The following is a 23,919-nucleotide window of genomic DNA, read 5'->3' on the forward strand; positions in this document are numbered from 1 at the left end:
GACCCGGGTCGTTACCCGGGAATGTCATCCGCGCCGCATAAGCTGACCCATGAGATGACGAAGCACATCATTTGGGACTGGAACGGCACGCTCTTCCACGACATCGACGCCGTGGTCGGAGCCACCAACGAGGTCTTCAAGCCCTACGCGCTGCCCGCGTTCACCGCCGACGACTTCCGCGCCGTCTACACCCGGCCCATCTGGGTCGCCTACGAGCGCATGCTCGGCCGCCCGCTCGACGAGGGCGAGTGGGAGCTCCTGGACAACGGCTTCCACGAGCACTACTTCCGGCTCGCCGAGATCTGCGGCCTGGCCGCCGACGCCGAGCTGGTGCTCACCGGCTGGACGGGCACGCAGTCGCTCTGCTCCATGGCCCCGCACGCGCACCTGGTGCCGAAGGTGGACTCGTTCGGCATCACCCGCCACTTCACCCGCGTCGACGGGCTGGTCGGCACCACCGGCGGCGAGAAGGCCGCCCACCTGGCCGCGCACCTCCAGGCGCTCGCCGTGGACCCCGCCGAGGTCCTGATGATCGGCGACAGCGTGGACGACGGCCTCGCCGCCCGGCACGTGGGCGCGCGGGCCGTGCTCTACACCGGCGGCATGACCACGCGGGCCGACCTGGAGGCCACCGGCCTGCCGGTGGTGGACACGCTCGCCGCCGCGCTCGACCACGTCTGAGGCCGGGCATACGGAAATCCGCGGGACGGCGGCCCCGTACCGGGCGCCGCCCGTACTCTTGCAGTGTCCCCGACAGGAGGCTGCCATCAACCGCCTTGTGCTCTGGAACGTCGACCTCACGCTGGTCGACGTCGCCATCGTGACCAGGGACGCCTACGCCGAGGCGTTCCGGGCCGTGACCGGCCGCCCGCTGGTCAAGCTCGTCCCGCCGATGGGCCGGCCCGACTCCGAGATCGTCTTCGAGACGCTCGCCGTCAACGGCGTGCGGGCCGAGGACGAGCACCTGCCCGGCTTCCTGGCCGCGCTGGCCACGGCCTTCGCCGCGCGCAAGGGGCGGCTGGCCAAGGAGGGGCGGGCGATGGCCGGGGCCAAGGACGCGCTGAAGGCCGTCGCCCGGCTCGACGGCGTCGTGCAGACCGTGCTGACCGGCACGATCAAGAGCAACGCCGTGCTCAAGCTGAAGGCGTTCGGCCTCGACAAGTTCGTCGACTTCGAGCTCGGCGGCTACGGCGAGGAGCCCTACCCCAAGGCGACGCTGCTGCAGGTCGCCCAGGGGCGGGCCAAGCAGCGGCTCGGCACGCCCTTCACCGCGGCCAACACGGTGGTGATCGGCGACTCGACGCGCGACGTGCAGGCCGCCAGGATCGGCGGGGCGGCCGTGATCGGCGTCGCGTCGGGCCGCTCGATGGCCGGCGAGCTGCGGGAGGCCGGGGCCGACCTGGTGCTCCCCGACCTGTCCGACGCCTCGGAGGTGGTCGCCGCCGTCACCGCGCTCACCACGCCGTCCGCACCCCGCAAAGCCGGCTGAGCGAGGCCGGCTGAGGGTCACTCCAGGGCGTCGAGGAAGCGCGCGGCGGCCGGGGCGGCCACCGCGGAGCCCGCGCCGCCGCCCTCGGCGATCACCGCGAAGGCCACGTCCCCCTTGTAGCCGATGAACCACGAGTGGGCGGGCGGCTCGGCGCCGGAGCCGTACTCGGCGGTGCCGGTCTTGCCGGCCGTGCCGGCCGGGAAGCGCACGGCGTGCGCGGTGCCGTCGGTGACGACGGCGGGCATGAGCTTGCGCAGGGCGTCCACCACGGCCGGTTCGAGGGGCCGGGGGCGGTCGTCCTGGGTGCCGGGCTCGGCCACGACGAGCCGGGGCGGGATCCACGCGCCCGCGGCGATCGCGGCGGCCACGGAGGCCATGTTGAGCGGGCTCGCCAGCACCCGGCCCTGGCCGATCGAGGCGGAGGCGAGGTCGGTGTCGTCCTTGGGGTCGGGGAACTCGGCCCGCACGGCGGGCACGCCCGGCGTGATCGGCGCGCCGAAGCCGAAGCTCCGCGCGACCTCGGCCAGCCGGCCGCCCTTCAGCGAGCGCACGCTCATCTCCCCGAACGTGGTGTTGCACGAGTGCGCGAAGGCGTCCTGGAAGCTGAGCGTGCCGAAGTCCTCGAACCCGGCGTTGTGGAACGGGAACCCGCCGATGTTCTTCTCGGCCGGGCAGGTCACCCGCTCGCTGGGCGAGACCCCGTCCGCGACCAGCGCCGACGCGGTCACCACCTTGAACGTCGAACCCGGCGGGTACGTGCCGAGCAGCGCCCGGTTGAACCCGCCCGGCTTGTTGACCACGGCCAGGATCTCCCCCGTCGAGGCCCGCAGCGCCACCAGCGAGGCGGGCTGCCCGACGTCCTCGAGGGCGGCCGCTCCCGCGCGGTGCACGGCCAGGTCGAGGGTGGTTCTGAGCGGCCGCACGCCGGCCGCCTTCGCCACCGTCCTGACCGCCTTGCCGTCCTCGTAGAGGTCGATGCGGGCGCGGCCCTGGGCCTTGAAGCGGTCGGGGTAGGTCTGCCTGATGCCCTCGACGAGCTGCTGCACCGAGCCGGGCGCGTCCGGGGTGTTGACCGGTGTGCCGTCGGCGGCGAGGACCTGCAGCGGGTCACCCTGCTCGGCGATCACCCGCAGGCCGCGGCCGGCGGTGGTGAGCAGCGGGTGCAGGGCGGCCGGGGTCCAGGCGACCTTCCAGGCGCGGTCGCGCTCGACGAGCCGGATCCGGCCGTCGTACTCCCAGTCCCGGACGCCGGACAGCCTGGCGTGGAAGGACAGGTAGCCGTCGTCGTCCGGCCCGTTGTCGGCGAAGGGGCCGTCGCTGATCGAGCGGGTGAAGCTCGCCTGGGTGACCTTGAGGTCGGCGCGGAAGCGCTCCAGCCGGCTCTCGAAGCCGGCCGGCGGGTCGGCGACGAGGGCCCGCATCGTCGCGTAGTCCTGGGCGGTCCAGGCGGCGAGGTAGCGGTCGGCGGTCTCCTCGGGCGTGCCCTCGGTGCGCAGCGCCCAGATCACGCCGCCCGCGGCGACGGCCGGGACCAGGAGCCCGGCGAGCAGCCAGGGCCGCCGACGGCGTCTTCTTCCATAAATCGTCCCCGTTTGTGGTGCCATACGGCTGAGCAGACCAGAGGAGGAACAGAGGTGTCCAATACTGATATGACGCTCCACAAGTTATAAATCTGGATATAGTGGCTGGTCGTGGACCTCGTGCGACATCTTCGCTACTTCGTCGCGGTGGCCGAGGAGCTGCACTTCGGCAACGCCGCCATCCGGCTCGGCATGGCCCAGCCGCCGCTCAGCCAGCGCATCAAACGGCTGGAGGAGGAGCTCGGCACCCGCCTGTTCGACCGCTCGGCCCGCCAGGTGCGCCTGACCGAGTCCGGCCGGCTGCTGCTCGGCGAGGCCCGCGAGATCATCACCCGGGTCGACCGGCTGCACGAGCTGGCCCGCCAGGGCCAGGGCACGGTGTTGCGGGTCGGCGTCCCGCCCGACCTGGCCGCCGCCGTCATCGCGGCCCTGGTCGCCGGCTTCCGCGCCGCCAGCCCCGAGGTACGCCTCGCGCCCGCCGAGATCTGGACCGCCGACCAGGTGACCGCCCTGGCCGAGGGGACGATCGACGTCGGCCTGGTCAGGCACCCGGTCGCGGCGCCCGGGCTGCGCTTCGGCGAGGTGCTGGTGCAGGTCCAGGGCGTGCTGCTGCCGGCCGGCGACCCGCTGGCCGGCGTGGGCGAGGTGCACCTGGCCGACCTCGCCGGGCGCGAGCTGCTGATGCCGCCGAAGGAGGGCGAGCCCGGCCTGCACGCCGAGGTGCTGGCCGAGTGCCGCCGCCACGGCTACGTGCCGCCGCGGGTGCACCAGGGCACCGGGCTGGGGCTGGTGCTGGCCGGCGCGGCGGTGGCGTTCGGCCCCCGCACGGAGGCGCCGGGGCTGGCCTGGCGGCCGCTGCCAGGCTCGCCGATCACGTCCCGGGTCTCCACGGCCTGGCGCGTGGAGACGGCCGCGGCCGGTGACTTCTCGGCCGTCGCCGCACGAACCCTGAAGGAGAGCGCCGGTATGACCGACGAGGGCGCCGTGCCCGCGCGGCGCGTCAGCCGCAGGCCGGGGATGTGGGCATGACCGGCGCCGGGGCCGCCGGGCCGGGCTTCGAGGCGCTGTTCCGGGCCGCGGGCGTCACCGGCTGGATCCACGCGGCCGACCTCGACACCGGGCGGGAGGTCGGGCACGGGTCGGACGAGCCGCAGCCGACGGCGTCGATGTACAAGGTGCCGCTGCTGGTGGAGCTGTGCCGGCAGGCCGACGCCGGGCTGCTCGACCCGGCCGAGCGGGTCACGGTGCCGGCCGCCGGCCGCTCGCAGGGGCCGACGGGCATCGCGGTCATGCTCGACGACGTGACGATCTCGCTGCGCGACCTGGCGTACCTGATGATCGCGGTGAGCGACAACACGGCGGCCGACACGCTGCTGCGGCGGGTCGGGCGGGACGCGGTGAACGCGATGCTGGAGGCGTACGGGCTGGGCGCCACGCGGGTGCGGCAGAGCAGCGCCGAGATCAACGCGAGCATGGCGGCCGACGCCGGGCACGGGTGGCCGTACCTGGACCCGGAGGAGGTGGCCCGGATGCGCGCACTCGACCCGGCGCGGGGCAACGTGAGCACGGCCAGGGAGATGACCCGGCTGTTCGGGCTCATCTGGCGCGACGAGATCGCCTCGGCGGCGTCCTGCGCCTGGATGCGCGGCGTGCTCAACATGCAGGTGTGGCCGCACCGGCTGGCCTCCGGCTTCCCGTACGACGACGTGGCCGTCAGCGGCAAGACCGGCACGCTGCCGACGCTCCGCACCGAGTCGGGCGTGGTCGAGTACCCCGACGGCGGGCGGTACGCGGTGGCCGTCTTCACCCGCTCCTTCGCCACGGCGCTCAACCAGCCGCGCGCCGACGCGGTGATCGGCACAGCCGCGCGTATGGCGGTGGACCACCTGAGGCGGTAGCTAGTTATGTGGGGGGTAGAGGTAGGACTCTCCATTGAACGGGCGACAGGATGGGGCACATGGTTGCTGAGGGCGAGCTTCTGTGGGAACCGGGCGAAGAGGTGGTCGCGCGGGCGAGGCTGACCCGCTACCTGGAGTGGCTGGGCCGGCCGGGTGACGACTACGAGAGCCTGTGGCGCTGGTCGGTGGACGAGCCGGCCGCGTTCTGGACCTCGATCTGGGAGCACTTCGACGTGGTCGGCGAGCGCGGCGACGGCCCGGCGCTGTCCGGCGCGATGCCGCGGGCGCGCTGGTTCGCGGGCGCGCGGCTCAACTACGCCGAGAACGCCCTGCGCCACGCCGAGGGCACCGCGATGATCTTCGTCTCGGAGGACGGCGCCCGCCAGGAGCTGACCTTCGCCGAGCTGCGCGAGGAGGTCGCCCGGGTGCGGGCCGGGCTGGTCCGCCTCGGCGTGACGCGCGGCGACCGGGTGGCCGGCTACCTGCCGAACATCCCGCAGGCCCTCATCGCCTTCCTCGCCACCGCCTCGCTGGGGGCGATCTGGTCGGCCGGCTCCCCCGACTTCGGGGTGCCGAGCATCGTCGACCGGTTCCGGCAGATCGCGCCCAAGGTGCTCATCGCGGTCGACGGCTACCACTACAACGGCAGGAGCTACGACCGCTCGGCCGCGGTCAACGAGATCGCCGCCGCGCTGCCCTCGCTGCGCGCCACCGTGTGGATCCCCTACCTGGCGGCGGCCGAGGAGGGCCGGGCCCCGCAGCAGGCCGAGCCCCTTCCGCTGCACACCCGGCAGGTGCCGCACGGCCAGGTGGTGGGATGGGAGGGGCTGCGCGCGGAGGAGGCGCCGCTGGAGTTCGAGCGGGTGCCGTTCGACCACCCCTTGTGGATCCTCTACTCCAGCGGCACGACCGGGCTGCCCAAGCCGATCGTGCACGGCCACGGCGGCATCGTGCTGGAGCACCTGAAGTCGCTCTCCTTCCACCAGGACCTGGGCGAGGGGGATGTGTTCTTCTGGTACACCACCACTGGCTGGATGATGTGGAACTACCTCGTCGGCGCCCTGCTGGTGGGGGCCACGGCGGTCCTGTACGACGGCTCGGCCGCCCATCCCTCCCCCGCCGCGCTGTGGCGGATCGCCGACTCGGAGGGGGTCACCTACTTCGGCACCGGGGCGCCGTACATCATGGCCTCGCTGAAGGCCGGCATCCGGCCCACCGGGCTGGAACGGCTGCGCGGGGTCGGCTCGACCGGGTCGCCGCTGCCGCCCGAGGGGTTCGCCTGGGTGACCGCCGAGCTGCCCGGGGTGCCGGTGGGGTCGTTCTCCGGCGGCACGGACGTGTGCACCGGCTTCGTCGGGGCGACCGTGCTGCACCCGATCCGGGCGGGCATCATCCCGTGCCGGTCGCTGGGGGCGAAGGTGGAGGCGTACGACCCGGCGGGCAAGCCCGTCACGGGCGAGGTGGGCGAGCTGGTGATCACGCGGCCCATGCCGTCGATGCCGGTGATGTTCTGGAACGACCCGGACGGCGAGCGGTACGCCGAGAGCTACTTCGACGTCTATCCCGGCGTGTGGCGGCACGGCGACTGGATCAAGATCAACGAGGACGGGAGCTGCGTCATCTACGGCCGCTCCGACTCCACCCTGAACCGGGGCGGCGTGCGCATGGGCACCAGCGAGTTCTACCGGGTGGTCGAGCGGTTCGAGGAGGTCGCCGACAGCCTGGTGATCGACACCGGGCAGCTCGGCCAGGAGGGCCGGCTGCTGCTGTACGTGACGCTGGCCGAGGGCGCCGAGCTGAGCGGGACGCTGGAGCGGGCGCTGTGCGACGCGCTGCGCACCGAGCTGTCGCCGCGCCACGTGCCGAACGAGATCCGGGTGGTGCCCGGCATCCCGCGCACGCTGTCGGGCAAGAAGCTGGAGGTGCCGGTGCGCAAGATCCTGCTGGGCACGCCGGTGGAGCAGGCGGCCAACCCCGACGCCATGGCGAACCCGGAGGTGCTGCGGCACTTCCAGCCGTGAAGATCCACCATTGACGGGCCGCCGTCCCCTGAAATACCGTCCTCCCACTGCTTAAAACGATTTTGCCGGGAGTGCGGCCGATGGAGGAAACTCCCGTCCTGTCCCTCTCACAGGTCAGCAAGGCGTTCGGCGCGGTCCGCGCCGTCCGCGAGGTCACTCTGGAGCTGCGCGCCGGCGAGACGCACGCCCTCGCCGGCGAGAACGGCGCGGGCAAGTCCACGCTCGTGAAGATCCTGTCGGGCGTGCACCGGCCCGACTCGGGCCAGATCCTGCTCGACGGCCGGCCGGTGGAGTTCGCCGGCCCGGCCGACGCGCAGGAGGCCGGGGTGGCGGTCATCTACCAGGAGCCCACCCTGTTCCCCGACCTGTCGGTCATGGAGAACATCTTCATGGGCCGCCAGCCGCGCCGCCGCCTCGGGCTCGACCGGCGGGCCATGCGCGCCTCGGCCGCCGAGCTGTTCGGCCGCCTCGGCGTGCACCTCGACCCCGACCGGCCGGCCCGCGGCCTGTCCATCGCCGACCAGCAGCTCGTCGAGATCGCCAAGGCCCTGTCGCGGCGCGCCCGGGTGCTGGTCATGGACGAGCCCACCGCCGCCCTGTCCGGCCAGGAGGTCGCCCGGCTGTTCGGCGTGGCCGGGACGCTGCGCGAGCAGGGCGCGGCGCTGCTGTTCATCTCGCACCGGCTGGAGGAGATCTTCGCCCTGTGCCAGCGGGTGACGACCCTGCGGGACGGCGCGCTCGTGGCGAGCGACCCCATCGCCGGCCTCACCCCCGACGACCTGGTCCGCCGCATGGTCGGCCGGGAGCTCGCGGCCCTGTTCCCCAAGCAGGACAGCACGGCCGGCGAGGTGGCGCTCCGAGTGCGCCGGCTCACCCGCGAGGGCGTGTTCACCGACGTCTCCTTCGAGGTGCGGCACGGCGAGATCGTCGCCCTGGCCGGGCTGGTCGGCGCCGGGCGCAGCGAGGTCGCGCGGGCGGTGTTCGGCATCGACCGGTGGGACGCGGGCGGCGTCGAGGTGGACGGCAGGCCGCTGCGCCCGGCCAGCCCCACGGCCGCCATGGCGGCCGGCCTCGCCCTGGTGCCCGAGGACCGCCGCCAGCAGGGCCTGGTCATGGACCTGTCCATCGAGCGCAACATCGGCCTGACCGGGCTGTCCGCGCTGCGCCGCGGGCCGCTGATCTCGCGGCCGGCCGAGCGGGAGCGGGCCAGGGACTGGGCGGTGCGGCTGCGGCTGAAGTTCGCCCGGCTGAGCGACCCGGTGAACGTGTTGTCCGGCGGCAACCAGCAGAAGGTGGTGCTGGCCAAGTGGCTGGCCCGCGCGCCGTCGGTGCTCATCGTGGACGAGCCCACCCGCGGCATCGACGTCGGCACCAAGGCCGAGGTGCACCGGCTGCTGTCGGAGCTGGCGGCGAGCGGGGTGGCGGTGCTGATGATCTCCTCCGAGCTGCCCGAGGTGCTCGGCATGGCCGACCGGGTGCTCGTCATGCACGAGGGGCGGCTGGTGGCCGAGCTGGACCGGGCCGAGGCGTCCGAGGAGCGCGTCATGGCCGCCGCGACCGGAAGGAGCGCCCCGTGAGCAGCCCCGTGAGCAGCCTCGCCGCGGCCCCGGAGACCGCGCGCCGCAACGGCGCCCGGCGGCTGGCGGACCGGGTGGCGCGGGTGCGCGAGCTCGGCATCGTGGTGGCGCTCGGCGTCCTGTTCGGCGTCACCGGCGCGGCCAACCCGAGCTTCCTCAGCTACGGCAGCATCCGCGACATCCTGCTCAACTCGGCCATCGTCGCGCTGCTCGCGGTCGGCCAGACGCTCGTCGTCGTCACCAGGAACGTGGACCTGTCGGTCAGCTCCGTCGTCGGCCTGTCCGCCTTCGGCGGCGCGCTGGTCCTGGCCGACCACCCCGCCGTGCCGATCCCGGTGGTCATCGCCGGCTGCCTGCTGCTCGGCGCGGCCTGCGGCGCGGTCAACGGGCTGCTGGTCGGCGCGGCCCGGGTGCCCGCCCTGGTCGCCACCCTCGGCACCCTGTACGCCCTCCGCGGCGTCGACTACGCGTGGGCCGGCAGCCGGCAGGTCAACGCCGCCGACCTGCCGGAGAGCTTCCTCGCCCTCGGCACCCGCTCGGTGCTCGGCGTCCCCCTGCCGGCGCTGGTCGCCCTGGCCGTGCTGCTCGCGGTCGGCTGGATGCTGCGCAACCTGCGCTCCGGCCGCGAGCTGTACGCGATCGGCTCCAGCCCCGAGGCGGCCGTGCTGGCCGGCATCCGGGTCCGCCGCCGGGTGCTCGCCGCGTTCGTCGCGAACGGCGCCCTCGCCGGGCTGGCCGGCGTGCTGTGGGCGGCCCGCTTCGGCACCGTGGACGCCACCGTCGCGACCGGCAAGGAGCTCGACGTGATCGCCGCCGTCGTGGTGGGCGGCGTCGCCATCTTCGGCGGCAGCGGCACCGTGTACGGCGCCGCGCTCGGCGCGGTCCTGCTGGCCTCCATCACCAGCGCGCTCGCCGTGCTCCGGGTGGACGCCCTGGCCCAGACCGCGATCAACGGCGCCCTCCTGCTGGCCGCCATCGTCCTCGACCGGCTGCTGGCGCTGCGCGTGGCGGCCGCCCTGCGCAGGGGGAGGTTCCGTGCGCGCTGACGTGCTGCGCCGCTGGGAGACGCTGATCGTCGTGCTGCTGGCCGGGGTCGCGGTGTGGGCCTCGCTCGCCGTGGACAACTTCGCCAACGCCTCGAACGTGTCGTTCCTGCTGCTCGACACCACCGAGATCGCGCTCATGGCGCTGACCATGACGCTGGTGGTCGTGGCGGCCGAGATCGACCTGTCCGTGGCCTCCACGCTGGGCCTGTCCTGCGCGGTGCTCGGCACGTTGTGGGACGCCGGGCTGCCGATCGAGGCCATCATGCCGATCTGCCTGCTGGTGGGCGCGGCGTGCGGCGCGGTCAACGGGCTGCTCGTCACCCGGCTCGGGCTGCCCTCGCTGGCGGTCACGATCGGCACGTTCGCGCTGTTCCGCGGCCTGGCGTACGTGCTGCTGGGCGGCGAGGCGGTGGCGGACCTGCCGCCCGCGTACACGAGCCTCGCGACCGCCTCGATCGGGCCGGTGCCGCTCGCGACGCTGCTGGTCGTGGCGCTGGCCGTGGTGGCGGGCCTGGTGCTGCACGCGACCGGGCTCGGCCGCTCGATCGTGGCGCTCGGCTCGAACGTCGAGGCCGCGTACTTCTCCGGCGTCCGGGTCAAGCGGATCAAGCTCTGGCTGTTCGTGGCGTCCGGGGTCATGGCGTCGCTGGCGTCCCTGGTCTACACCTTCCGCTACGCCAGCGCCCGCGCCGACAACGGCATGGGCCTGGAGCTGGCCGTGGTGGCCGCCGTGCTGCTCGGCGGGGTGTCGATCTTCGGCGGGACGGGCACGCTGCCCGGCGTCCTGGTCGCGGTGCTGCTGCTCGGCGTCGTGCGCAACGCGCTGATCCTCGCGGACGTGCGCAACGAGGTGCTCAACTTCGTGACGGGCCTGCTGCTCGTCGCCTCCGTGCTGGCGCCGAACCTGGGGGCGGTCCGGCGGCGGCGTACACCATCACCTGCGGAAGGGAAGTCCGTGACATGACAACGCGCACCCCCTGGCGTCCCGTGGCGCTGCTCGCCGGCCTCGTGCTGCTGACCGGCGCGTGCGGCGGCACCACCAAGAGCGACGTGCAGCAGCAGCAGTCGTCCGCGCCGGCCGCCGGCGCGTCGTCGGCCGGGGCGAACCCGAACGCCCCGATCAAGCAGGGCCTCAAGATCGCCTTCCTGCCGAAGCAGGTCAACAACCCGTACTTCACGATCGCCGACAAGGGCGGCGTGGACGCGGCCAAGGAGTTCGGCGGCGAGGGCAAGGAGGTCGGGCCGTCCGACGCCAGCGCCTCCTCGCAGGTGTCCTACATCAACACCCTCATCCAGCAGAAGCAGGACGCCATCGTCATCTCCGCCAACGACCCGAACGCCGTCGTGCCCGCGCTCAAGCAGGCCAGGGCCGCCGGGATCAAGGTCGTCAGCTACGACTCCGACACCGCCCAGGAGGGCCGCGACGTCTTCGTCAACCAGGCGAGCGCCGAGGACCTGGGCCGCACCGAGGTGCAGCTCCTGGCCAAGCAGATCGGCAACAAGGGCAAGATCGCGGTGCTGTCCGCCACGCCGAACGCGACCAACCAGAACACCTGGATCGAGTTCATGAAGGACGAGCTGAAGAAGCCCGAGTACCAGGACATGGAGCTGGTCAAGGTCGCCTACGGCAACGACGACGACCAGAAGTCCTTCACCGAGACCCAGGGCCTGCTGCGCTCGTACCCGGACCTGGCCGGCATCATCTCGCCGACCACGGTCGGCATCGCGGCGGCGGCCCGCTACCTGTCGGACTCGCCGTACAAGGGGAAGGTGAAGCTGACCGGGCTCGGCACGCCGAACCAGCTCCGCAAGTTCGTCAAGGACGGCACGATCGAGGCGTTCGAGCTGTGGAACCCGGCCGACCTCGGCTACCTGGCCTCCTACGCCGCGGCCGCGCTGGCCTCCGGGCAGATCACCGGCGGCGAGGGCGAGACGTTCAAGGCGGGCAGGCTCGGCGACCACACCGTGGGCGCCAAGGGCGAGGTGCTGCTCGGCAAGCCGACCGTGTTCGACAAGTCCAACATCGACGACTTCGACTTCTGACGGCCCTGACTAACGGCTGCGCGGCACCACCAGGCCGGTCTCGTACGCGGCCACGACCGCCTGCGTGCGGTCGCGCAGCCCCAGCTTGTTGAGCACCCGGCTCACGTGGGTCTTGACCGTCTCCTCGGTCACCACGAGCCGGGCGGCGATCTCGGGGTTGGACAGGCCCTCGGCGACCAGCCGCAGGACCTGGGTCTCGCGCGGGGTGAGCGCGGCCAGCGCGGCGACGGGCGCGCCGGGGCGCGGCCCCATCCGGGCGAACTCGCCGATGAGGCGGCGGGTGACCGCCGGGGCCAGCAGCGCGTCGCCGGCCGCGACCACCCGCACGGCGTCGAACAGGCGCTCGGCGGTGACGTCCTTCAGCAGGAAGCCGCTGGCGCCGGCCCGCAGCGCGTCGTAGACGTACTCGTCGAGGTCGAACGTGGTCAGGACGAGCACCCGCGGCCCGCCGGGGCCGGCCACCTCCCTGGTGGCCTCGATGCCGCCCATGCCGGGCATGCGCACGTCCATGAGCACGACGTCGGGGGTCAGCTCGCGGCACAGCCGCACCGCCTCCAGCCCGTCGGCGGCCCGGCCGACCACGGCGAAGTCGGGCTGGGTGTCGAGCAGCTCGCCGAACCCGGTGCGCACCACGAGGTGGTCGTCGGCGATGACGATCCTGATCGGCCCGCTCACCCGCCGTCCTCCCTGCCCGGCAGCACGGCCTGGACGAGGAATCCGCCGCCGGGCGCGGGGCCGGTGGTCAGCTCGCCGCCGACGGCCGCGGCCCGCTCCCGCATCCCGGCCAGCCCGTGACCGCCCGCCCCAGCGCCACCGCCGGGGCCACCGCCGGGGCCACCGCCGGGGCCACCGCCGGGGCCGTTGTCCCTGACGCTGAGCCGCAGGGCGTCGGCGGCGTAGTGCAGCTCGACGTCCACGGCCGCACCGGGCGCGTGCCGCCGCGCGTTGGTCAGCGCCTCCTGCACGATCCGGTACGCGGCCAGCTCCACCCCCGGGTCCAGCTCGACCGGCGTGCCCCGGAGGATGAGCCGGGTGGCGGCGCCCGAGGCCGCGCGCGAGTCGTCGAGCAGCGCGTTCAGCTCGTGCAGCCGCAGGCCGGGCTGGGGCCGCCAGGACGCCTCAGCCCCGGCGTCCTCGCGCAGCACGCCGAGCAGCCGGCGCATCTCGGTCAGCGCCTGCCGGGCGGTGTCGCCGATGGCCAGCAGCCGCTCGGCGCCCGCCTGCGGCATGCCGGGCACGGCCAGCCGGGCGGTCTCGGCCTGCACCGCGACCAGCGAGATGTGATGCGCGACGACGTCGTGCAGCTCGCGCGCGATGCGTGCCCGCTCGCCGCGGGCGGTGTGCTCCAGCAGGCTGCCGGCCGCCTCCGACCGGGCGGCGGCGCCGGCGCCGGCCGCGGCGCGGGCGCGCAGCGCGATCCCGCCGAGCGCGGCGGCCGGGGCCAGGCAGGCCAGCAGCAGGACGAGCCCGTCCGCCGGCCGCGGCACCGCCGCCAGCACCGGGAACGGCGCCGCGGCCAGGACCGCGGGCGCGGGCCGCCCGTGCCGCCCGGCCCGGTACAGCAGGATCACCTGGGTCGCCGCCCCGGCGACGGTCAGCGTGTGGAACGCCCCGGCCGACAGGACGCCGGCCGCGCACCCGGCGACCGCCGCGACCACCGGCTGCCCGGGCAGGAGCGCGAGCGGCAGCGTGGTGGCGAGCGCGAGCAGCGGCAGGACCAGCAGCAGGAGCGGGCCCTCAGTCGTCCCCGGATGGGCGGGCCCGCCCGGCGCGACCCCGGCGACCGGGACGCTCACCGACTCGCCGCCGAAACCGGGCTGCACGTCCGACACGCGGACCTGCGCCACCGCCTCGACCACCGCGACCAGGGCCAGCAGGAGCCCCAGCACGAGCAGCGCGTGCCGCCTCGCGCCCCCGTCCGTGAACCGCTCCGCTCCCGTCTCCACGTCCCCATTGTCCCGGTCGCGCCGCCTTCCCTGCATCCCTCGCGCGAGGGACGGGCCCTGGCTGACGCCAGCGACCTCGCAGATCGCTCCCCCGCGTGACGACCGGGCCCCCTCCCGCTGCCTAGCCTCCTTGTCCGTGGAAGCAACCATCGAAGTCGACGCCCTGCGCAAGCGGTACGGGCCCACCCTGGCCCTGGACGGGATGTCCTTCACCGTCCGGCCCGGCCACGTCACGGGCTTCGTCGGCCCGAACGGCGCGGGCAAGTCCACCACCATGCGGGTGGTCCTCGGCCTGGACGCCCCCGACGAGGGCCGCGCGCTGGTCGGCGGCCGCCCGTACCCGAGCCTGCGCACCCCGCTCCGGCACGTCGGCGCGCTGCTGGACGCCGCCGCCCTCCAGCCGAGCCGCACCGGCCGCAACCACCTGCTCTGGCTCGCCCGGTCGCAAGGGCTCGGCGCCCGCCGGGTGGAGGAGGTGCTGGAGCTGGTCGGGCTGGGCCAGGCGGCCCGCCGCCGGGCGGGCGGCTACTCGCTCGGCATGCGCCAGCGGCTCGGCATCGCCGCCGCGCTGCTCGGCGACCCGCCGGTGCTGCTGCTGGACGAGCCGTTCAACGGCCTGGACCCCGAGGGCATCGTGTGGATGCGCGGCTTCCTGCGGGGGCTGGCCGCCGAGGGGCGGGCGGTGCTGGTCTCCAGTCACCTGATGAGCGAGCTGGAGGACACCGCCGGCCATCTCGTGGTCGCGGGCCGGGGCCGGGTCGTGGCCGACACGAGCGTGGCCGACCTCATCGCCCGCGCTTCCGGCGGCCGGGTGCGGCTCCGCACCGCCGACCGCGAGGCGGCCATGCGGGCCCTGGCCGAGGCCGGCGCCACGGTGACCGTGCACGACCGGGACCTGCTCACCGTGGACGGGCTGCCCGCCGAGCACGTCGTGCGGCTGCTGGGGGCGCGCGGGGTGCCGTTCGCGGAGGTCGCGGCGCACCGGGCCACGCTGGAGGAGGCGTACCTGGACCTGACCAGGGACGCCGTCGAGTTCCGCGGGAGCCCGCGATGAGCCCCTACCGTTCGCCGCTGGGCGCGGCCGGTCGGGACGGGTTCGCGCAGCTCGTCCACGCGGAGTGGACCAAGCTCCGCACCGTGCGCGGCTGGACCGCCTGCCTCGCGCTCGCCGGGCTGCTCGTCGTCGGGCTCGGCCTGCTGTTCGCGAGCGGCAGCCACGCCTCCTGCATGGAGGGGGGCAAGGAGGTGGTCTGCCCGCCGCCGCCGCTCGGACCGGGCGGCGAGGCGGTGCGCGACCGGTTCTACTTCGCCCACCGGCCGCTGCGCGGCGACGGGCAGATCACCGTGCGGGTGACCTCGATGACCGGCCAGATCCGCCTGCCCGACTCGACCCCCGGCATCCGCAACGTCGCCGCGGGCACCGTCCCGTGGGCCAAGGCCGGCCTCATGGTCAAGGCCGGCGTGCGGCAGGGCGCCTCGTACGCCGCCGTGATGGTCACCGCCGAGCACGGCGTGCGCATGCAGCACGACTTCACCGAGGACGTCGCCGGCCGGCCCGGCAAGGTCAGCCCGTCCGCGCCCCGCTGGCTGCGGCTGACCAGGGCCGGTGAGACGATCACCGGCGAGGAGTCCGCCGACGGCCGGACGTGGACGAAGGTCGGCACCGCCCGCCTGGCCGGGCTGCCGGACGAGGTCCGCATCGGCCTGTTCGCCGCCTCCCCCGGCGACGTGCGGGTCAGCGCCAACACCATCGGCGGCTTCAACGTGGCCTCCCGCTTCGCCGAGGTCACCGCGACCATGGACGGCCTGAGCATGCGCGGGACGGGCACCGCCGGGGCGTTCGCCCGCGACGACATCGGCGTCCACTACGAGGCGGACGGCGTCACCCCCCACCACCCGGGCGGGCTCCAGCAGGCGGGCGGCACGTACAAGATCACCGGCGTCGGCGACGTCTCCCCGCTGACCGAGGGGCCGGCCGTCGAGAACACCCTGGTGGGCGTGATGTTCGCGCTGATCGCGGCGATCGTCGTGGGCGTGCTGTTCGTGACGGCCGAGTACCGGCGGGGGCTCATCCGCACGTCGCTGCTGGCCAGCCCGCGGCGCGGCCGGGTGCTGGCCGCCAAGGCCGTGGTGCTCCTGGCGGCGACCTTCGCGGTGTCGCTGGCCGCCGCCGGGGTCACGGTGGCCGTGGGGCTGCGCGTGCTGGCGGGCAACGGCGTCCAGGTCTCGCCGGTGCCGGTGCTGACCGGGTTGCGGGTCGTCGCGGGGGTCGCGGGAGTGCTGGCGGTGACCGCCGTGCTCGCGCTCGCGTTCGGCGCGCTGCTGCGGCGCAGCGCGATGGCGGTGATCGCGGCCGTCGTGGCGGTCGTCGTGCCGTACGTGCTCGCGACCGCGTCGGTGCTGCCCGAGCAGGCGGCGGACTGGCTGCTGCGGCTGACGCCGGCGGCCGGCTTCGCCGTGCAGCAGAGCAAGCCGGAGTACCCGCAGGTGCTCGACTTCTACGCCCCCTCCAACGGCTACTACCCGTTGCCGTGGTGGGCCGGGTTCGCGGTGTCGTGCGCCTGGGCGGGGCTGGCCCTCGTCCTGGCCGTGCGCAGGCTGAACAGGGCCGACGCGTGAGCCGCGCGGTGCGCGCGGAGTGGACGAAGCTCCGCACCGTGCCCGGCCCCGGCTGGCTGCTGGCCCTGACGGTCGTGCTGACCGCGGCTCTGAGCGCGCTGGCCGTCGCCGTCGTGCGCTGCGACGCGGCGGGCTGCGGCTACGACCAGGTCCGGCTCGCCCTGACGGGCGTGCAGCTCGGGCAGGCCCCGGTCGCCGTGCTGGCCGTGCTCGCGGTCTGCGGCGAGTACGGCACCGGCATGATCCGCACCAGCCTCGCCGCCGTGCCGCGCCGCGGGACGCTGCTGGCCGCCAAGGCCGCCGTCGTCACCGTCCCGGCGCTGGCCGCCGGGGTGGCCGCGGTGCTGGGCGCGGTGCTGGCCGGGCGGCTGCTCCTGCCGGGCAGCGGCTTCACGCCGGAGCACGGCTACGCCCCGCTGTCCCTGCTCGACGGCCCGACCCTGCGCGCCGCCGCCGGCTCGGTGCTCTACCTCGGCCTGGTCGCGCTGCTCAGCGTGGGGATCGCGGTCGCCGTGCGGGACGCGGCGGCGGCCACCGGCGCGGCGCTCGGCCTGCTGTACCTGTCGCCGCTGGCCATCCGCCTGATCGGCGACGAGGACGTCCAGCGCGTGCTCTGGCAGCTCTCGCCGGTGAACGCCGGCCTGGCCGTCCAGGCCACCACGGACGCCGCCGTGCTCCCCCTGAGCCCGTGGGCGGGGCTCGGCGTGCTGGCGGCGTGGGCCGCGGCCGCGCTCGCCCTGGGCGTCGTGCTGCTGAAGCGCCGCGACGCCTGACCGTAAACCACCGAAAGGGACTGGACAATTCGGTCGTTAGGGTGACCTTCCGGCGCAAGGACGCGACCAGAAAGGACCGCCGTGCGGACGACGATCCTGATCACCTCCCCGGGCCAGTGGCAGGCCCCCGGCCTCGACCTCTTCCAGTTCGCCCCGATCATCCCCGGCGGGCCCGCGTGGCTCACCAAGCCGGTGCTGATCGCGCTGCTCGGCGCGGCGGCCGTCACAGCCCTGTGCTGGGCGGCCTTCGCCCGGCCGAAGCTCGTGCCGCGCGGGTGGCAGAGCCTCGGCGAGTACGCGTACACGTTCGTGCGCGACCAGATCGCCCGCCCCAGCCTCGGCAAGGACGCCGACCGGTGGATGGGCCTGCTCCTGACGATCTTCCTGACCGTGCTCGCCTGGAACCTCATGGGCGTGATCCCGCTCATCCAGTTCCCCGTGGCCGCGCACATCGCCTTCCCCCTGGTGCTGGCGGTCTCGGTGTACGCCATCAAGGTCTGGCTCGGCGTCCGCCACCACGGGGTGCGCGGCTACCTCCGGGGCATCGTGCACCTGCCCGGCCTGCCCGGCTGGGCGTACGGCATCTACGCCCCGATGATCCTCGCCGAGGTCTTCGTCACCTCGCTGTTCACCCACTTCGTCCGGCTGTTCGCCAACATGTTCGCCGGCCACATCCTGGTCGCCTTCTTCAGCTCCGTCGGCTTCTGGTTCCTCTTCGAACGCCTCACCCCGCTCGGCGCGGGGCTCGGCCTGCTCGGCGTGGCGATGACGGTCGTGATCACGGCGCTGGAGCTGTTCATCCAGTTCCTCCAGGCGTTCCTGTTCGCCGTGCTGGCCGCGATGTACCTGGCCAGCGGCCTGCACGGCGAGCACTAACCGGCGGACTCCACCCGGGCGGTCAGCTTGCGGTGCTCGGCCGAGCGCAGCACGCGGGCCGCCTCCGCCGCCGACGCCGCCGGCGCCTCGGCCAGGAAGCCCTTGGCCTGCTTGAGCTTGAGCAGCCGGGTCACCGACTGGTCGAGGCGCTGCTCGCTGATGCGGCCCGACCGGACCGCCGACACCACCGCCTGGTACGCCTTCGGCAGGTCGTTCGGCATCAGCAGCAGGTCGGCCCCGGCGAGCACGGCCCGCACCGCGATCTCGCCGTCGCCGTACTTCTGGCGCACGCCGGCCATGTTGAGCGCGTCGGTGGAGATCACGCCGTCGAAGCCGAGCTTCTGCCGCAGCAGCCCCGTCAGGATCGGCTTGGACAGCGTCGCCGGGTCGCCGGACGGGTCGAGCTTGGGGAAGACGATGTGGGCGCTCATCACGGCGTCCGCCCCGGCCGCGATCGCGGCCTTGAACGGCGGCGCGTCCACGCGCTCCCACTCGGCCTTGGTGTGCTTGATCACCGGCAGCCCGGTGTGGCTGTCGACGCGGGTGTCGCCGTGCCCGGGGAAGTGCTTGGCGGTGGCCGCCACGCCCGCGTCGGCGAAGCCCTTCACCGCCGCCCCCACCATCTTCGCCACCCGCTGCGGGTCCTTGCCGTACGCGCGCTGCCCGATGACCGGGTTGCGCGAGTCGATGTTGACGTCGGCCACCGGCGCGAAGTCGAGGTTGACGCCGAGCGCCCGCAACTCCTGGCCGGTCGCCTTCGCCACGTCGCGGGCCAGGCCCGGCTCACCGGTGGCGCCGATCACGGACGCGCCCGGGAAGTCGGTCATGAGCGCCGACATGCGCGAGACCAGGCCGTTCTCCTGGTCGGTGGCGATGAGCAGCGGCACCTCCTTCGCGGCCCGCTGCAGGCCGTTGGTCAGGCCGACGACCTGGGACACGCTCTTGACGTTGGCCGGGAACAGGATCACGCCGCCCAGGTGGTAGCGGGCGATCACCTTGGCCGGGGTCTGCGCGCCGTACCTGGCCTGGTTCTCGCCGGAGGAGGAGTCGGCCGAGGTGCCGTACAGGACGGGCATGAAGAGCTGGCCGACCTTCTCCTCGACGCTGAGCCGGGCCAGCGCCCTGGCGACCGGGTCGGCCTGCGACGGCGAGGCGGCGGCGCTCGCCCCGGCGCCCGTGCTCGCCGCCGGGGCGGGCGGGGCGGCCTTGCCGCCCGTCGGGGTCGCGCCCGCCGTGCCGCCGCCCCCGGCGCACGCGGTCAGAGCGATCACGAGCAGGCCCGTCGTACCGATCCGTCGCAGCATGACTCCAAAGGTATCCAGAATCTACAGGCCCAGACGCCCGAGACCGGGCAGGTACGCCCGCGCCGCCGCCCTGGCCTCGGCCGCCGTGACGGCGTCGCGGGCGGCCCCGGCCGCGAGGCGGCACTCCTCCAGCGTGTGCGCCGCCAGCGCGGCCCGCGCGGCCGGCAGCGACCCCGCCGCCATCGACAGCGTGCCGGCGCCGAGCCCGGCGAGCACGCACGCCATGGCCGGGTCGGCGGCCGACTCGCCGCAGACGCCGCACGCCTTGCCCGCCTCCGCGGCGGCGGCCGCGGTCAGCGCGACCAGGTCGAGCAGCGCGGGCTGCCACGGGTCCTGCAACGCGCGCACCGCGCCGAGCTGGCGGTCGGCGGCGAAGGCGTACTGGGACAGGTCGTTGGTGCCGATCGAGACGAAGTCGACCGCGGAGAGCAGGTCACCGGCGCGCAGCGCGGCCGCCGGCACCTCGACCATGACGCCGACCCGCCGGAGGTCCCGCGCGCGGCACTCGCGCGCGAACCACGCGGCCTCCTCGGCGGTCGCCACCATCGGCGCCATCACCTCCGCGCCCTCGACCTGCGCCAGCGCGTCGAGCTGCGCCGCCATCACCTCCGGGTGCCGCAGGAACACGCGCAGCCCGCGCTCGCCCAGCGCCGGGTTCGGCTCCGGCGGCGCCGGCAGGAACGCCAGCGCCTTGTCCGCGCCCGCGTCGAGGGTGCGCACGACGACCTTGCCGCCGGGGAACGCCTCCGCCGCCGCCCGGTACGCCCGCACCTGCTCCTCGACGCCGGGCGGCTCGGAGCGGCCCAGGAACAGGAACTCGGTGCGGAAGAGCCCGACGCCCTCCGCGCCCGCCGCCACGGCGGCCGCCAGCTCGGCCGGGCCGCCGACGTTGGCCAGCAGCGGCACCGGGTGCCCGTCGGCGGTCCGTCCCGGCCCGCCGGCCTCGGCGTACGCGGCCCGCCTGGCGGCGTTCGCGCTGACCGCGTCGGCGACGTCCGACTCGGCGGGCTCCACCCGCACCTCGCCGGAGGTGCCGTCGGCCAGCACGCGGGCGCCCTGCCTGATGCCGGTCGCGCCCGGGCAGGCCACGACGGCGGGCACGCCGAGCGACCTGGCCAGGATCGCGGTGTGGCTGGTGGGGCCGCCCTCCTCGGTGACGAAGGCGGCCACGTGCTCGCGCGCCAGCAGCGCCGTGTCGGCCGGCGCGAGGTCGCGGGCGACCAGCACGTACGGCTCCTCGGGCGCGCCCTGCAGCCCCGGCATCGGGATGCCGTAGAGCACCGCGATCACCCGGTCCCGCACGTCGTCGAGGTCGGCGGCCCGCTCGCCGAGGTAGCCGCCGGAGCCCGCCAGCACGTCGCGGTAGCGGGCGAAGGCCTCGTAGACGGCCCTCGGGGCAGCCAGGCCCCGGTCGATCAGCGAGCGCACCCGGACGACCAGGCCGGGGTCCTCGGCCATCAGCGCCTGGGCCTTCAGTATCTCCTCGGCCTCGCCGCCCGCGCGGTGGCCGCGGGACTCCAGCTCGCCCGCGACCTGCGTGAGCGCGGTCATCGCGCGCTCCTTCTCCGGCTCCGCCTCGCCGTCGTACGTCGCGCCCTCGGGGGGTTCGGGCACCGAGACGGAGAGCACATGTGCGGGGCCGTGCCCGATCCCCGGGCTGACCCCCACCCCCCGCAGGTTCACGGCGTGCCGGCGATCTCGGCCAGTTCGTCGAGGACCTGCTCCGAGCCCTCGCCATCGGCGCTGATGACCACGGTCTCGCCCTGGCGGACGTCCAGCGCCATGATGGCGAGGATGCTCTTGCCGCTGACCGGGGCCTTGGCGCTGTTCATCTTCGTCACCGTGATGTCCATCGGGGCCTTCATCGCCCGCTGGACGAACGTCGCCGCGGGACGGGCGTGCAGCCCCACCTCCGCCGCCACGGTGACCTTGCGCTCACCCATCGGAACCTCCTTCTGTGCCGGTCCGGACCAGTGCCGGACGCGCGTGCGTGAAATCCGCCGATCGGGGGGCGGGATCGACGGCCGTGCCTATTGTGTCGCCTTCCCGGCAGCACCGATCCGGGCGGGCCCGCTCCTCGCGGGGCCCCGCGGCGTCAGTCCCATCGGAAGAGCTCGTCCCCCACGTGCACTGCCCCTTCGGCGACGCCTGTCACCGCCCCGGTCAGGGCGTCCAGCGCCACCACCGGGCAGACCGGCGAGCGGCCGCCCGCCTCGACGGCCGCCGGGTCCCACGCCACGACGGGCTGGCCCGCGCTCACCCGGTCCCCCTCGGCGGCCAGGAGCTGGAAGCCGCGGCCCTTGAGCTGGACCGTGTCGATGCCCAGGTGCACCAGCACGCCCTTGCCGTCGTCCCCCACGATGACGTACGCGTGCGGATGCAGCTTCATGATCTTCCCGGCGATGGGGGCCACGGCCTTGCCGGGCCCCCGCAGCGGGTCGATGGCCGTCCCCGGGCCGACCAGGCCCGCGGAGAACACCGGGTCGGGCACGGCTGCCAGCCCCACGGCCGCCCCCTCGACCGGGGCGAGAACAGTCGTCATGGTCCTCGCCCTTAGCCGATGATGTCCTCGATGTCGCTGGCTATCGTGTCCGCCTCCGGCCCGACGACGACCTGCACCACGTTGCCCGCGGCCATGACGCCGTGCGCGCCCGCCGCCCGCAGCGCGGCCTGGTCGACCTTGGACGCGTCGTGCACCTCCGTACGCAGCCGGGTGATGCAGGGCTCGATCTCGATGATGTTGTCGGCCCCGCCCAGCCCGGCGATGATCGCGTTCACATCCGCCGCCATCCGGCCTCCCTAGCTCTCCGTGACCAGGCTAGATCAGTCCGTCTGGGTGACCTTGTTCAAACCGCGCGGCGCGTCGGGATCGATGCCGAGCCGGCGGGCCAGCGCCTCGGTGAGGAGCTGCCCCGGCACGATGAGGCCCATGGGGGCCACCCATTCGGGCAGGTCGGGGCCGTTGAGCGCGGCCGTGCCCGCCCGCGCCAGGCCCTCGCCGCCGCCGATCGTGTACGCCGCCGCCCCCGCGGCCACCACCCGCTCGGCCAGCGCCACCGTGCCGGGCAGCGTGGGGCTGTTCTCGGCGGCGACCAGCAGCGCCGGGGTGTCGGCGTCCACGACGGCGATCGGGCCGTGCAGCAGGTCGGCGTAGGACAGGCCCATGGCGTGCAGGTAGCAGGCCTCCTTGAGCTTCAGCGCGGTCTCCAGCGCCGTGGAGAAGGCCAGGCCGCGGCCGGAGACGACCACGCCCGGCTTGTCCAGCAGCCCCTCGACCACGGCCTCCAGGTCGCCGGGCTCGGCGATCAGCTTCTCCACCGCCTCGGGGACGCGCCGCAGGTCGCCGGCGTCCACGTCCGCGCCGAGGCCGAGCGCCAGCACCGCGAGCGCGGCGAGCTGCGTCGTGTACGTCTTGGTCGCCGGGACCGCCTTCTCCTCGCCGGCCACCGTGCACAGGGCCACGTCGGCGGCCTGCGCGAGGGGGCTGTCGGCGCCGCCGTTGGTGATGCCGACCGTCGCCGCCCCGCAGTCCTTGGCCCAGGCCAGCGTCTCCACGATCTCCTCGGTGCGTCCGGACTGCGAGATCGCGACCGCCAGCACGCCGTCCAGGTCCAGCTTGCGCCGGTACGTGGTCGCGATCGACGGCGCGGCCAGCGCGGACAGCCGTCCCGCGCGTGATTCCACCAGGTAGCGGCCGTACACTGCTGCGTTGTCGGAGGTGCCACGCGCGATGAACAGCAACTGGCGGGTGCGCTCGCCCACCGCCCTCACCTCGCCGACCCTGGGCAGCAGGGAGTCCAGTGTGGCCCGCAGCGCGGCCGGCTGCTCGGCGATCTCGCTGCGCATCTTCGTGGTCATCGTGGGCTCATCCTTCACATGGGGGCGGATCGGGCTTGACCGCCTTCGGCGACCTGTGGTCTAGTCCGGACTAGACCAGTACGAACCATAACTCATCGACCGTCCTCGAACGAGGGGAGGATCCCGTGGCCCACATCGACCCGGACAGCCCGGTGCCCAAGTACTTCCAGCTCCGCGAGATCCTGCTGGACCTCATCGACAGCGACGAGCTCAGCATCGGCGCGGCCATCCCGTCCGAGCGGGAGCTGTGCCAGCGCTTCGGCCTGTCCAGGATGACCGTCCGGCAGGCCGTCGACCACCTCGTCTCCGAGGGGCGGCTGCACCGCGTGCCGGGCAAGGGCACGTTCGTGGCCCGGCCGAAGATCGAGCTGGCGCTCCAGCTCACCTCGTTCACCGACGACATGCGGGCCCGGGGCATGGTGCCGGGCTCGCGCGACCTCGACCGGCGGGTCGTGCGCGCCAGCGCCCACCTGGCCAAGGAGCTGGGCATCCAGCCGGGCGAGGAGGTGCACTTCATCGAGCGCCTGCGCACCGCCGACGGGGAGCCGCTGTCCATCGAGCGCGCGCACATCCCGGTCAAGCTCGCCCCCGACCTCGCCGACCACGACCTGTCGGACAGATCCCTGTACGAGCTGCTGGAGAGCCGCTACGGCCTCGTCATGGACGCCGGCGAGCTGACGATCGACGGCGGCATCGCCGACCCGAGCGACGCCGACCTGCTGAAGCTGCCGCGCGGCGGGGCGGTGCTGCTGCTCCAGCGCCGCTCGTTCTCCGGGGGCGTCTGCGCGGAGCTGGGCGTCTCCACCTACCGCGCCGACCGCTACCAGCTCCGCACGCTCCTGGAGATGCCCGGGCGACGGGGCTGAGCACCCGCCGCTCCACGACCGAG

At 74.4% G+C, this 23,919-nt stretch carries 23 protein-coding genes; 14 read left to right on the plus strand and 9 right to left on the minus strand.

Features of this window, described 5'->3' with window-relative positions; all coding sequences use genetic code 11:
- Positions 1–54: 54 nt before the first annotated feature.
- On the plus strand, positions 55–681 hold the full coding sequence (locus MF672_RS46155) for an HAD family hydrolase (protein WP_242376819.1): 627 nt from the start codon (positions 55–57) through the stop codon (positions 679–681).
- A gap of 97 nt (positions 682–778) precedes the next feature.
- A complete protein-coding gene (locus MF672_RS46160) occupies positions 779–1,489 on the plus strand; it encodes an HAD family hydrolase (RefSeq protein WP_242376816.1) in 711 nt (236 codons plus the stop codon).
- A gap of 17 nt (positions 1,490–1,506) precedes the next feature.
- On the opposite strand, the gene MF672_RS46165 is transcribed toward MF672_RS46160, so the two are convergent.
- Positions 1,507–3,093 carry a penicillin-binding transpeptidase domain-containing protein gene (locus MF672_RS46165; protein WP_242376814.1) on the minus strand — a complete coding sequence of 529 codons (1,587 nt, stop codon included), beginning with the start codon at positions 3,091–3,093 and terminating at the stop codon, positions 1,507–1,509.
- A gap of 87 nt (positions 3,094–3,180) precedes the next feature.
- Between MF672_RS46165 and MF672_RS46170 the strand changes: the two genes are divergently transcribed.
- The 7 genes from MF672_RS46170 to rhaS all read left to right on the plus strand — a co-directional run bounded on the left by MF672_RS46170 (position 3,181) and on the right by rhaS (position 11,654).
- Complete coding sequence (locus MF672_RS46170; RefSeq protein ID WP_242376811.1) at positions 3,181–4,098, plus strand: LysR substrate-binding domain-containing protein; 918 nt, start codon at positions 3,181–3,183, stop codon at positions 4,096–4,098.
- Entirely contained in the window at positions 4,095–4,967 is an 873-nt protein-coding gene (locus MF672_RS46175) for a serine hydrolase (RefSeq protein WP_242376809.1), read from the plus strand. The genes MF672_RS46170 and MF672_RS46175 overlap by 4 nt, the downstream gene beginning before the upstream one ends.
- 59 nt (positions 4,968–5,026) lie before the next feature.
- Positions 5,027–6,988, plus strand: coding sequence for an acetoacetate--CoA ligase (locus MF672_RS46180; RefSeq protein WP_242376807.1), 1,962 nt, complete (start codon positions 5,027–5,029; stop codon positions 6,986–6,988).
- Positions 6,989–7,059: 71 nt separating this feature from the next.
- Positions 7,060–8,565, plus strand: a complete 1,506-nt coding sequence (locus MF672_RS46185; protein ID WP_407654815.1) for a sugar ABC transporter ATP-binding protein — start codon at positions 7,060–7,062, stop codon at positions 8,563–8,565.
- On the plus strand, positions 8,562–9,611 hold the full coding sequence (locus MF672_RS46190) for an ABC transporter permease (RefSeq protein ID WP_242376803.1): 1,050 nt from the start codon (positions 8,562–8,564) through the stop codon (positions 9,609–9,611). Before MF672_RS46185 ends, MF672_RS46190 begins: the two co-directional genes overlap by 4 nt.
- Complete coding sequence (locus MF672_RS46195; protein ID WP_242376801.1) at positions 9,601–10,575, plus strand: ABC transporter permease; 975 nt, start codon at positions 9,601–9,603, stop codon at positions 10,573–10,575. Before MF672_RS46190 ends, MF672_RS46195 begins: the two co-directional genes overlap by 11 nt.
- Positions 10,572–11,654, plus strand: coding sequence for a rhamnose ABC transporter substrate-binding protein (rhaS, locus tag MF672_RS46200; RefSeq protein WP_242376799.1), 1,083 nt, complete (start codon positions 10,572–10,574; stop codon positions 11,652–11,654). Before MF672_RS46195 ends, rhaS begins: the two co-directional genes overlap by 4 nt.
- A gap of 9 nt (positions 11,655–11,663) precedes the next feature.
- Here rhaS and MF672_RS46205 read toward each other — a convergent pair whose 3' ends face one another.
- Both MF672_RS46205 and MF672_RS46210 read right to left on the minus strand, forming a co-directional pair.
- The gene (locus MF672_RS46205) at positions 11,664–12,329 is read right to left on the minus strand and encodes a response regulator (RefSeq protein ID WP_242376797.1); all 666 of its coding nucleotides are present in this window, start codon (positions 12,327–12,329) and stop codon (positions 11,664–11,666) included.
- Complete coding sequence (locus MF672_RS46210) at positions 12,326–13,600, minus strand: sensor histidine kinase (RefSeq protein WP_247815789.1); 1,275 nt, start codon at positions 13,598–13,600, stop codon at positions 12,326–12,328. The genes MF672_RS46205 and MF672_RS46210 overlap by 4 nt, the downstream gene beginning before the upstream one ends.
- 136 nt (positions 13,601–13,736) lie before the next feature.
- On the opposite strand from MF672_RS46210, the gene MF672_RS46215 reads away from it, so the two are divergent.
- From MF672_RS46215 to MF672_RS46230, 4 genes are all read left to right on the plus strand, one after another.
- A complete protein-coding gene (locus MF672_RS46215; protein WP_242374957.1) occupies positions 13,737–14,654 on the plus strand; it encodes an ABC transporter ATP-binding protein in 918 nt (305 codons plus the stop codon).
- Positions 14,651–16,219 carry an ABC transporter permease subunit gene (locus MF672_RS46220; protein ID WP_242374956.1) on the plus strand — a complete coding sequence of 523 codons (1,569 nt, stop codon included), beginning with the start codon at positions 14,651–14,653 and terminating at the stop codon, positions 16,217–16,219. Before MF672_RS46215 ends, MF672_RS46220 begins: the two co-directional genes overlap by 4 nt.
- Positions 16,216–16,992 (plus strand): ABC transporter permease subunit, encoded by a 777-nt coding sequence (locus tag MF672_RS46225; RefSeq protein ID WP_242374955.1) that lies wholly within the window; start codon positions 16,216–16,218, stop codon positions 16,990–16,992. The genes MF672_RS46220 and MF672_RS46225 overlap by 4 nt, the downstream gene beginning before the upstream one ends.
- A gap of 81 nt (positions 16,993–17,073) precedes the next feature.
- Positions 17,074–17,868 (plus strand): F0F1 ATP synthase subunit A, encoded by a 795-nt coding sequence (locus MF672_RS46230; RefSeq protein ID WP_242374954.1) that lies wholly within the window; start codon positions 17,074–17,076, stop codon positions 17,866–17,868.
- On the opposite strand, the gene nagZ is transcribed toward MF672_RS46230, so the two are convergent.
- The 6 genes from nagZ to MF672_RS46260 form a co-directional block, all read right to left on the minus strand.
- On the minus strand, positions 17,865–19,172 hold the full coding sequence (nagZ, locus tag MF672_RS46235; protein WP_242374953.1) for a beta-N-acetylhexosaminidase: 1,308 nt from the start codon (positions 19,170–19,172) through the stop codon (positions 17,865–17,867). The two genes, MF672_RS46230 and nagZ, sit on opposite strands and share 4 nt — an antisense overlap.
- Positions 19,173–19,193: 21 nt before the next feature.
- Entirely contained in the window at positions 19,194–20,840 is a 1,647-nt protein-coding gene (gene ptsP / locus MF672_RS46240) for a phosphoenolpyruvate--protein phosphotransferase (protein ID WP_242374952.1), read from the minus strand.
- Positions 20,841–20,851: 11 nt separating this feature from the next.
- Positions 20,852–21,115 (minus strand): HPr family phosphocarrier protein, encoded by a 264-nt coding sequence (locus tag MF672_RS46245; RefSeq protein ID WP_242374951.1) that lies wholly within the window; start codon positions 21,113–21,115, stop codon positions 20,852–20,854.
- 152 nt (positions 21,116–21,267) lie between these two features.
- Positions 21,268–21,714, minus strand: coding sequence for a PTS sugar transporter subunit IIA (locus MF672_RS46250; RefSeq protein WP_242374950.1), 447 nt, complete (start codon positions 21,712–21,714; stop codon positions 21,268–21,270).
- Positions 21,715–21,725: 11 nt separating this feature from the next.
- Complete coding sequence (locus MF672_RS46255) at positions 21,726–21,962, minus strand: PTS sugar transporter subunit IIB (protein WP_125632338.1); 237 nt, start codon at positions 21,960–21,962, stop codon at positions 21,726–21,728.
- 33 nt (positions 21,963–21,995) lie between these two features.
- Positions 21,996–23,030: an SIS domain-containing protein gene (locus MF672_RS46260; RefSeq protein WP_242374949.1), complete on the minus strand. Its 1,035-nt coding sequence runs from the start codon at positions 23,028–23,030 to the stop codon at positions 21,996–21,998.
- 125 nt (positions 23,031–23,155) lie between these two features.
- Here MF672_RS46260 and MF672_RS46265 point away from each other — a divergent pair, with 125 nt between their 5' ends.
- Positions 23,156–23,896 carry a GntR family transcriptional regulator gene (locus MF672_RS46265; RefSeq protein ID WP_242374948.1) on the plus strand — a complete coding sequence of 247 codons (741 nt, stop codon included), beginning with the start codon at positions 23,156–23,158 and terminating at the stop codon, positions 23,894–23,896.
- Positions 23,897–23,919: the final 23 nt, after the last annotated feature.

Origin of the sequence: Actinomadura luzonensis, from assembly GCF_022664455.2 — a bacterium.
GTDB lineage: Bacteria > Actinomycetota > Actinomycetes > Streptosporangiales > Streptosporangiaceae > Nonomuraea > Nonomuraea luzonensis.

Coding starts and splice junctions, on each gene's coding strand:
- MF672_RS46245 (WP_242374951.1), bottom strand. CDS start 21,115: ATGGGTGAGCGCAAGGTCACCGTGGCGGCGGAGGTGGGGCTGCACGCC.
- MF672_RS46165 (WP_242376814.1), bottom strand. CDS start 3,093: ATGGCACCACAAACGGGGACGATTTATGGAAGAAGACGCCGTCGGCGG.
- rhaS (WP_242376799.1), top strand. CDS start 10,572: ATGACAACGCGCACCCCCTGGCGTCCCGTGGCGCTGCTCGCCGGCCTC.
- MF672_RS46220 (WP_242374956.1), top strand. CDS start 14,651: ATGAGCCCCTACCGTTCGCCGCTGGGCGCGGCCGGTCGGGACGGGTTC.
- MF672_RS46255 (WP_125632338.1), bottom strand. CDS start 21,962: ATGGCGGCGGATGTGAACGCGATCATCGCCGGGCTGGGCGGGGCCGAC.
- MF672_RS46250 (WP_242374950.1), bottom strand. CDS start 21,714: ATGACGACTGTTCTCGCCCCGGTCGAGGGGGCGGCCGTGGGGCTGGCA.
- MF672_RS46175 (WP_242376809.1), top strand. CDS start 4,095: ATGACCGGCGCCGGGGCCGCCGGGCCGGGCTTCGAGGCGCTGTTCCGG.
- MF672_RS46180 (WP_242376807.1), top strand. CDS start 5,027: ATGGTTGCTGAGGGCGAGCTTCTGTGGGAACCGGGCGAAGAGGTGGTC.
- nagZ (WP_242374953.1), bottom strand. CDS start 19,172: ATGCTGCGACGGATCGGTACGACGGGCCTGCTCGTGATCGCTCTGACC.
- MF672_RS46155 (WP_242376819.1), top strand. CDS start 55: ATGACGAAGCACATCATTTGGGACTGGAACGGCACGCTCTTCCACGAC.
- MF672_RS46260 (WP_242374949.1), bottom strand. CDS start 23,030: ATGACCACGAAGATGCGCAGCGAGATCGCCGAGCAGCCGGCCGCGCTG.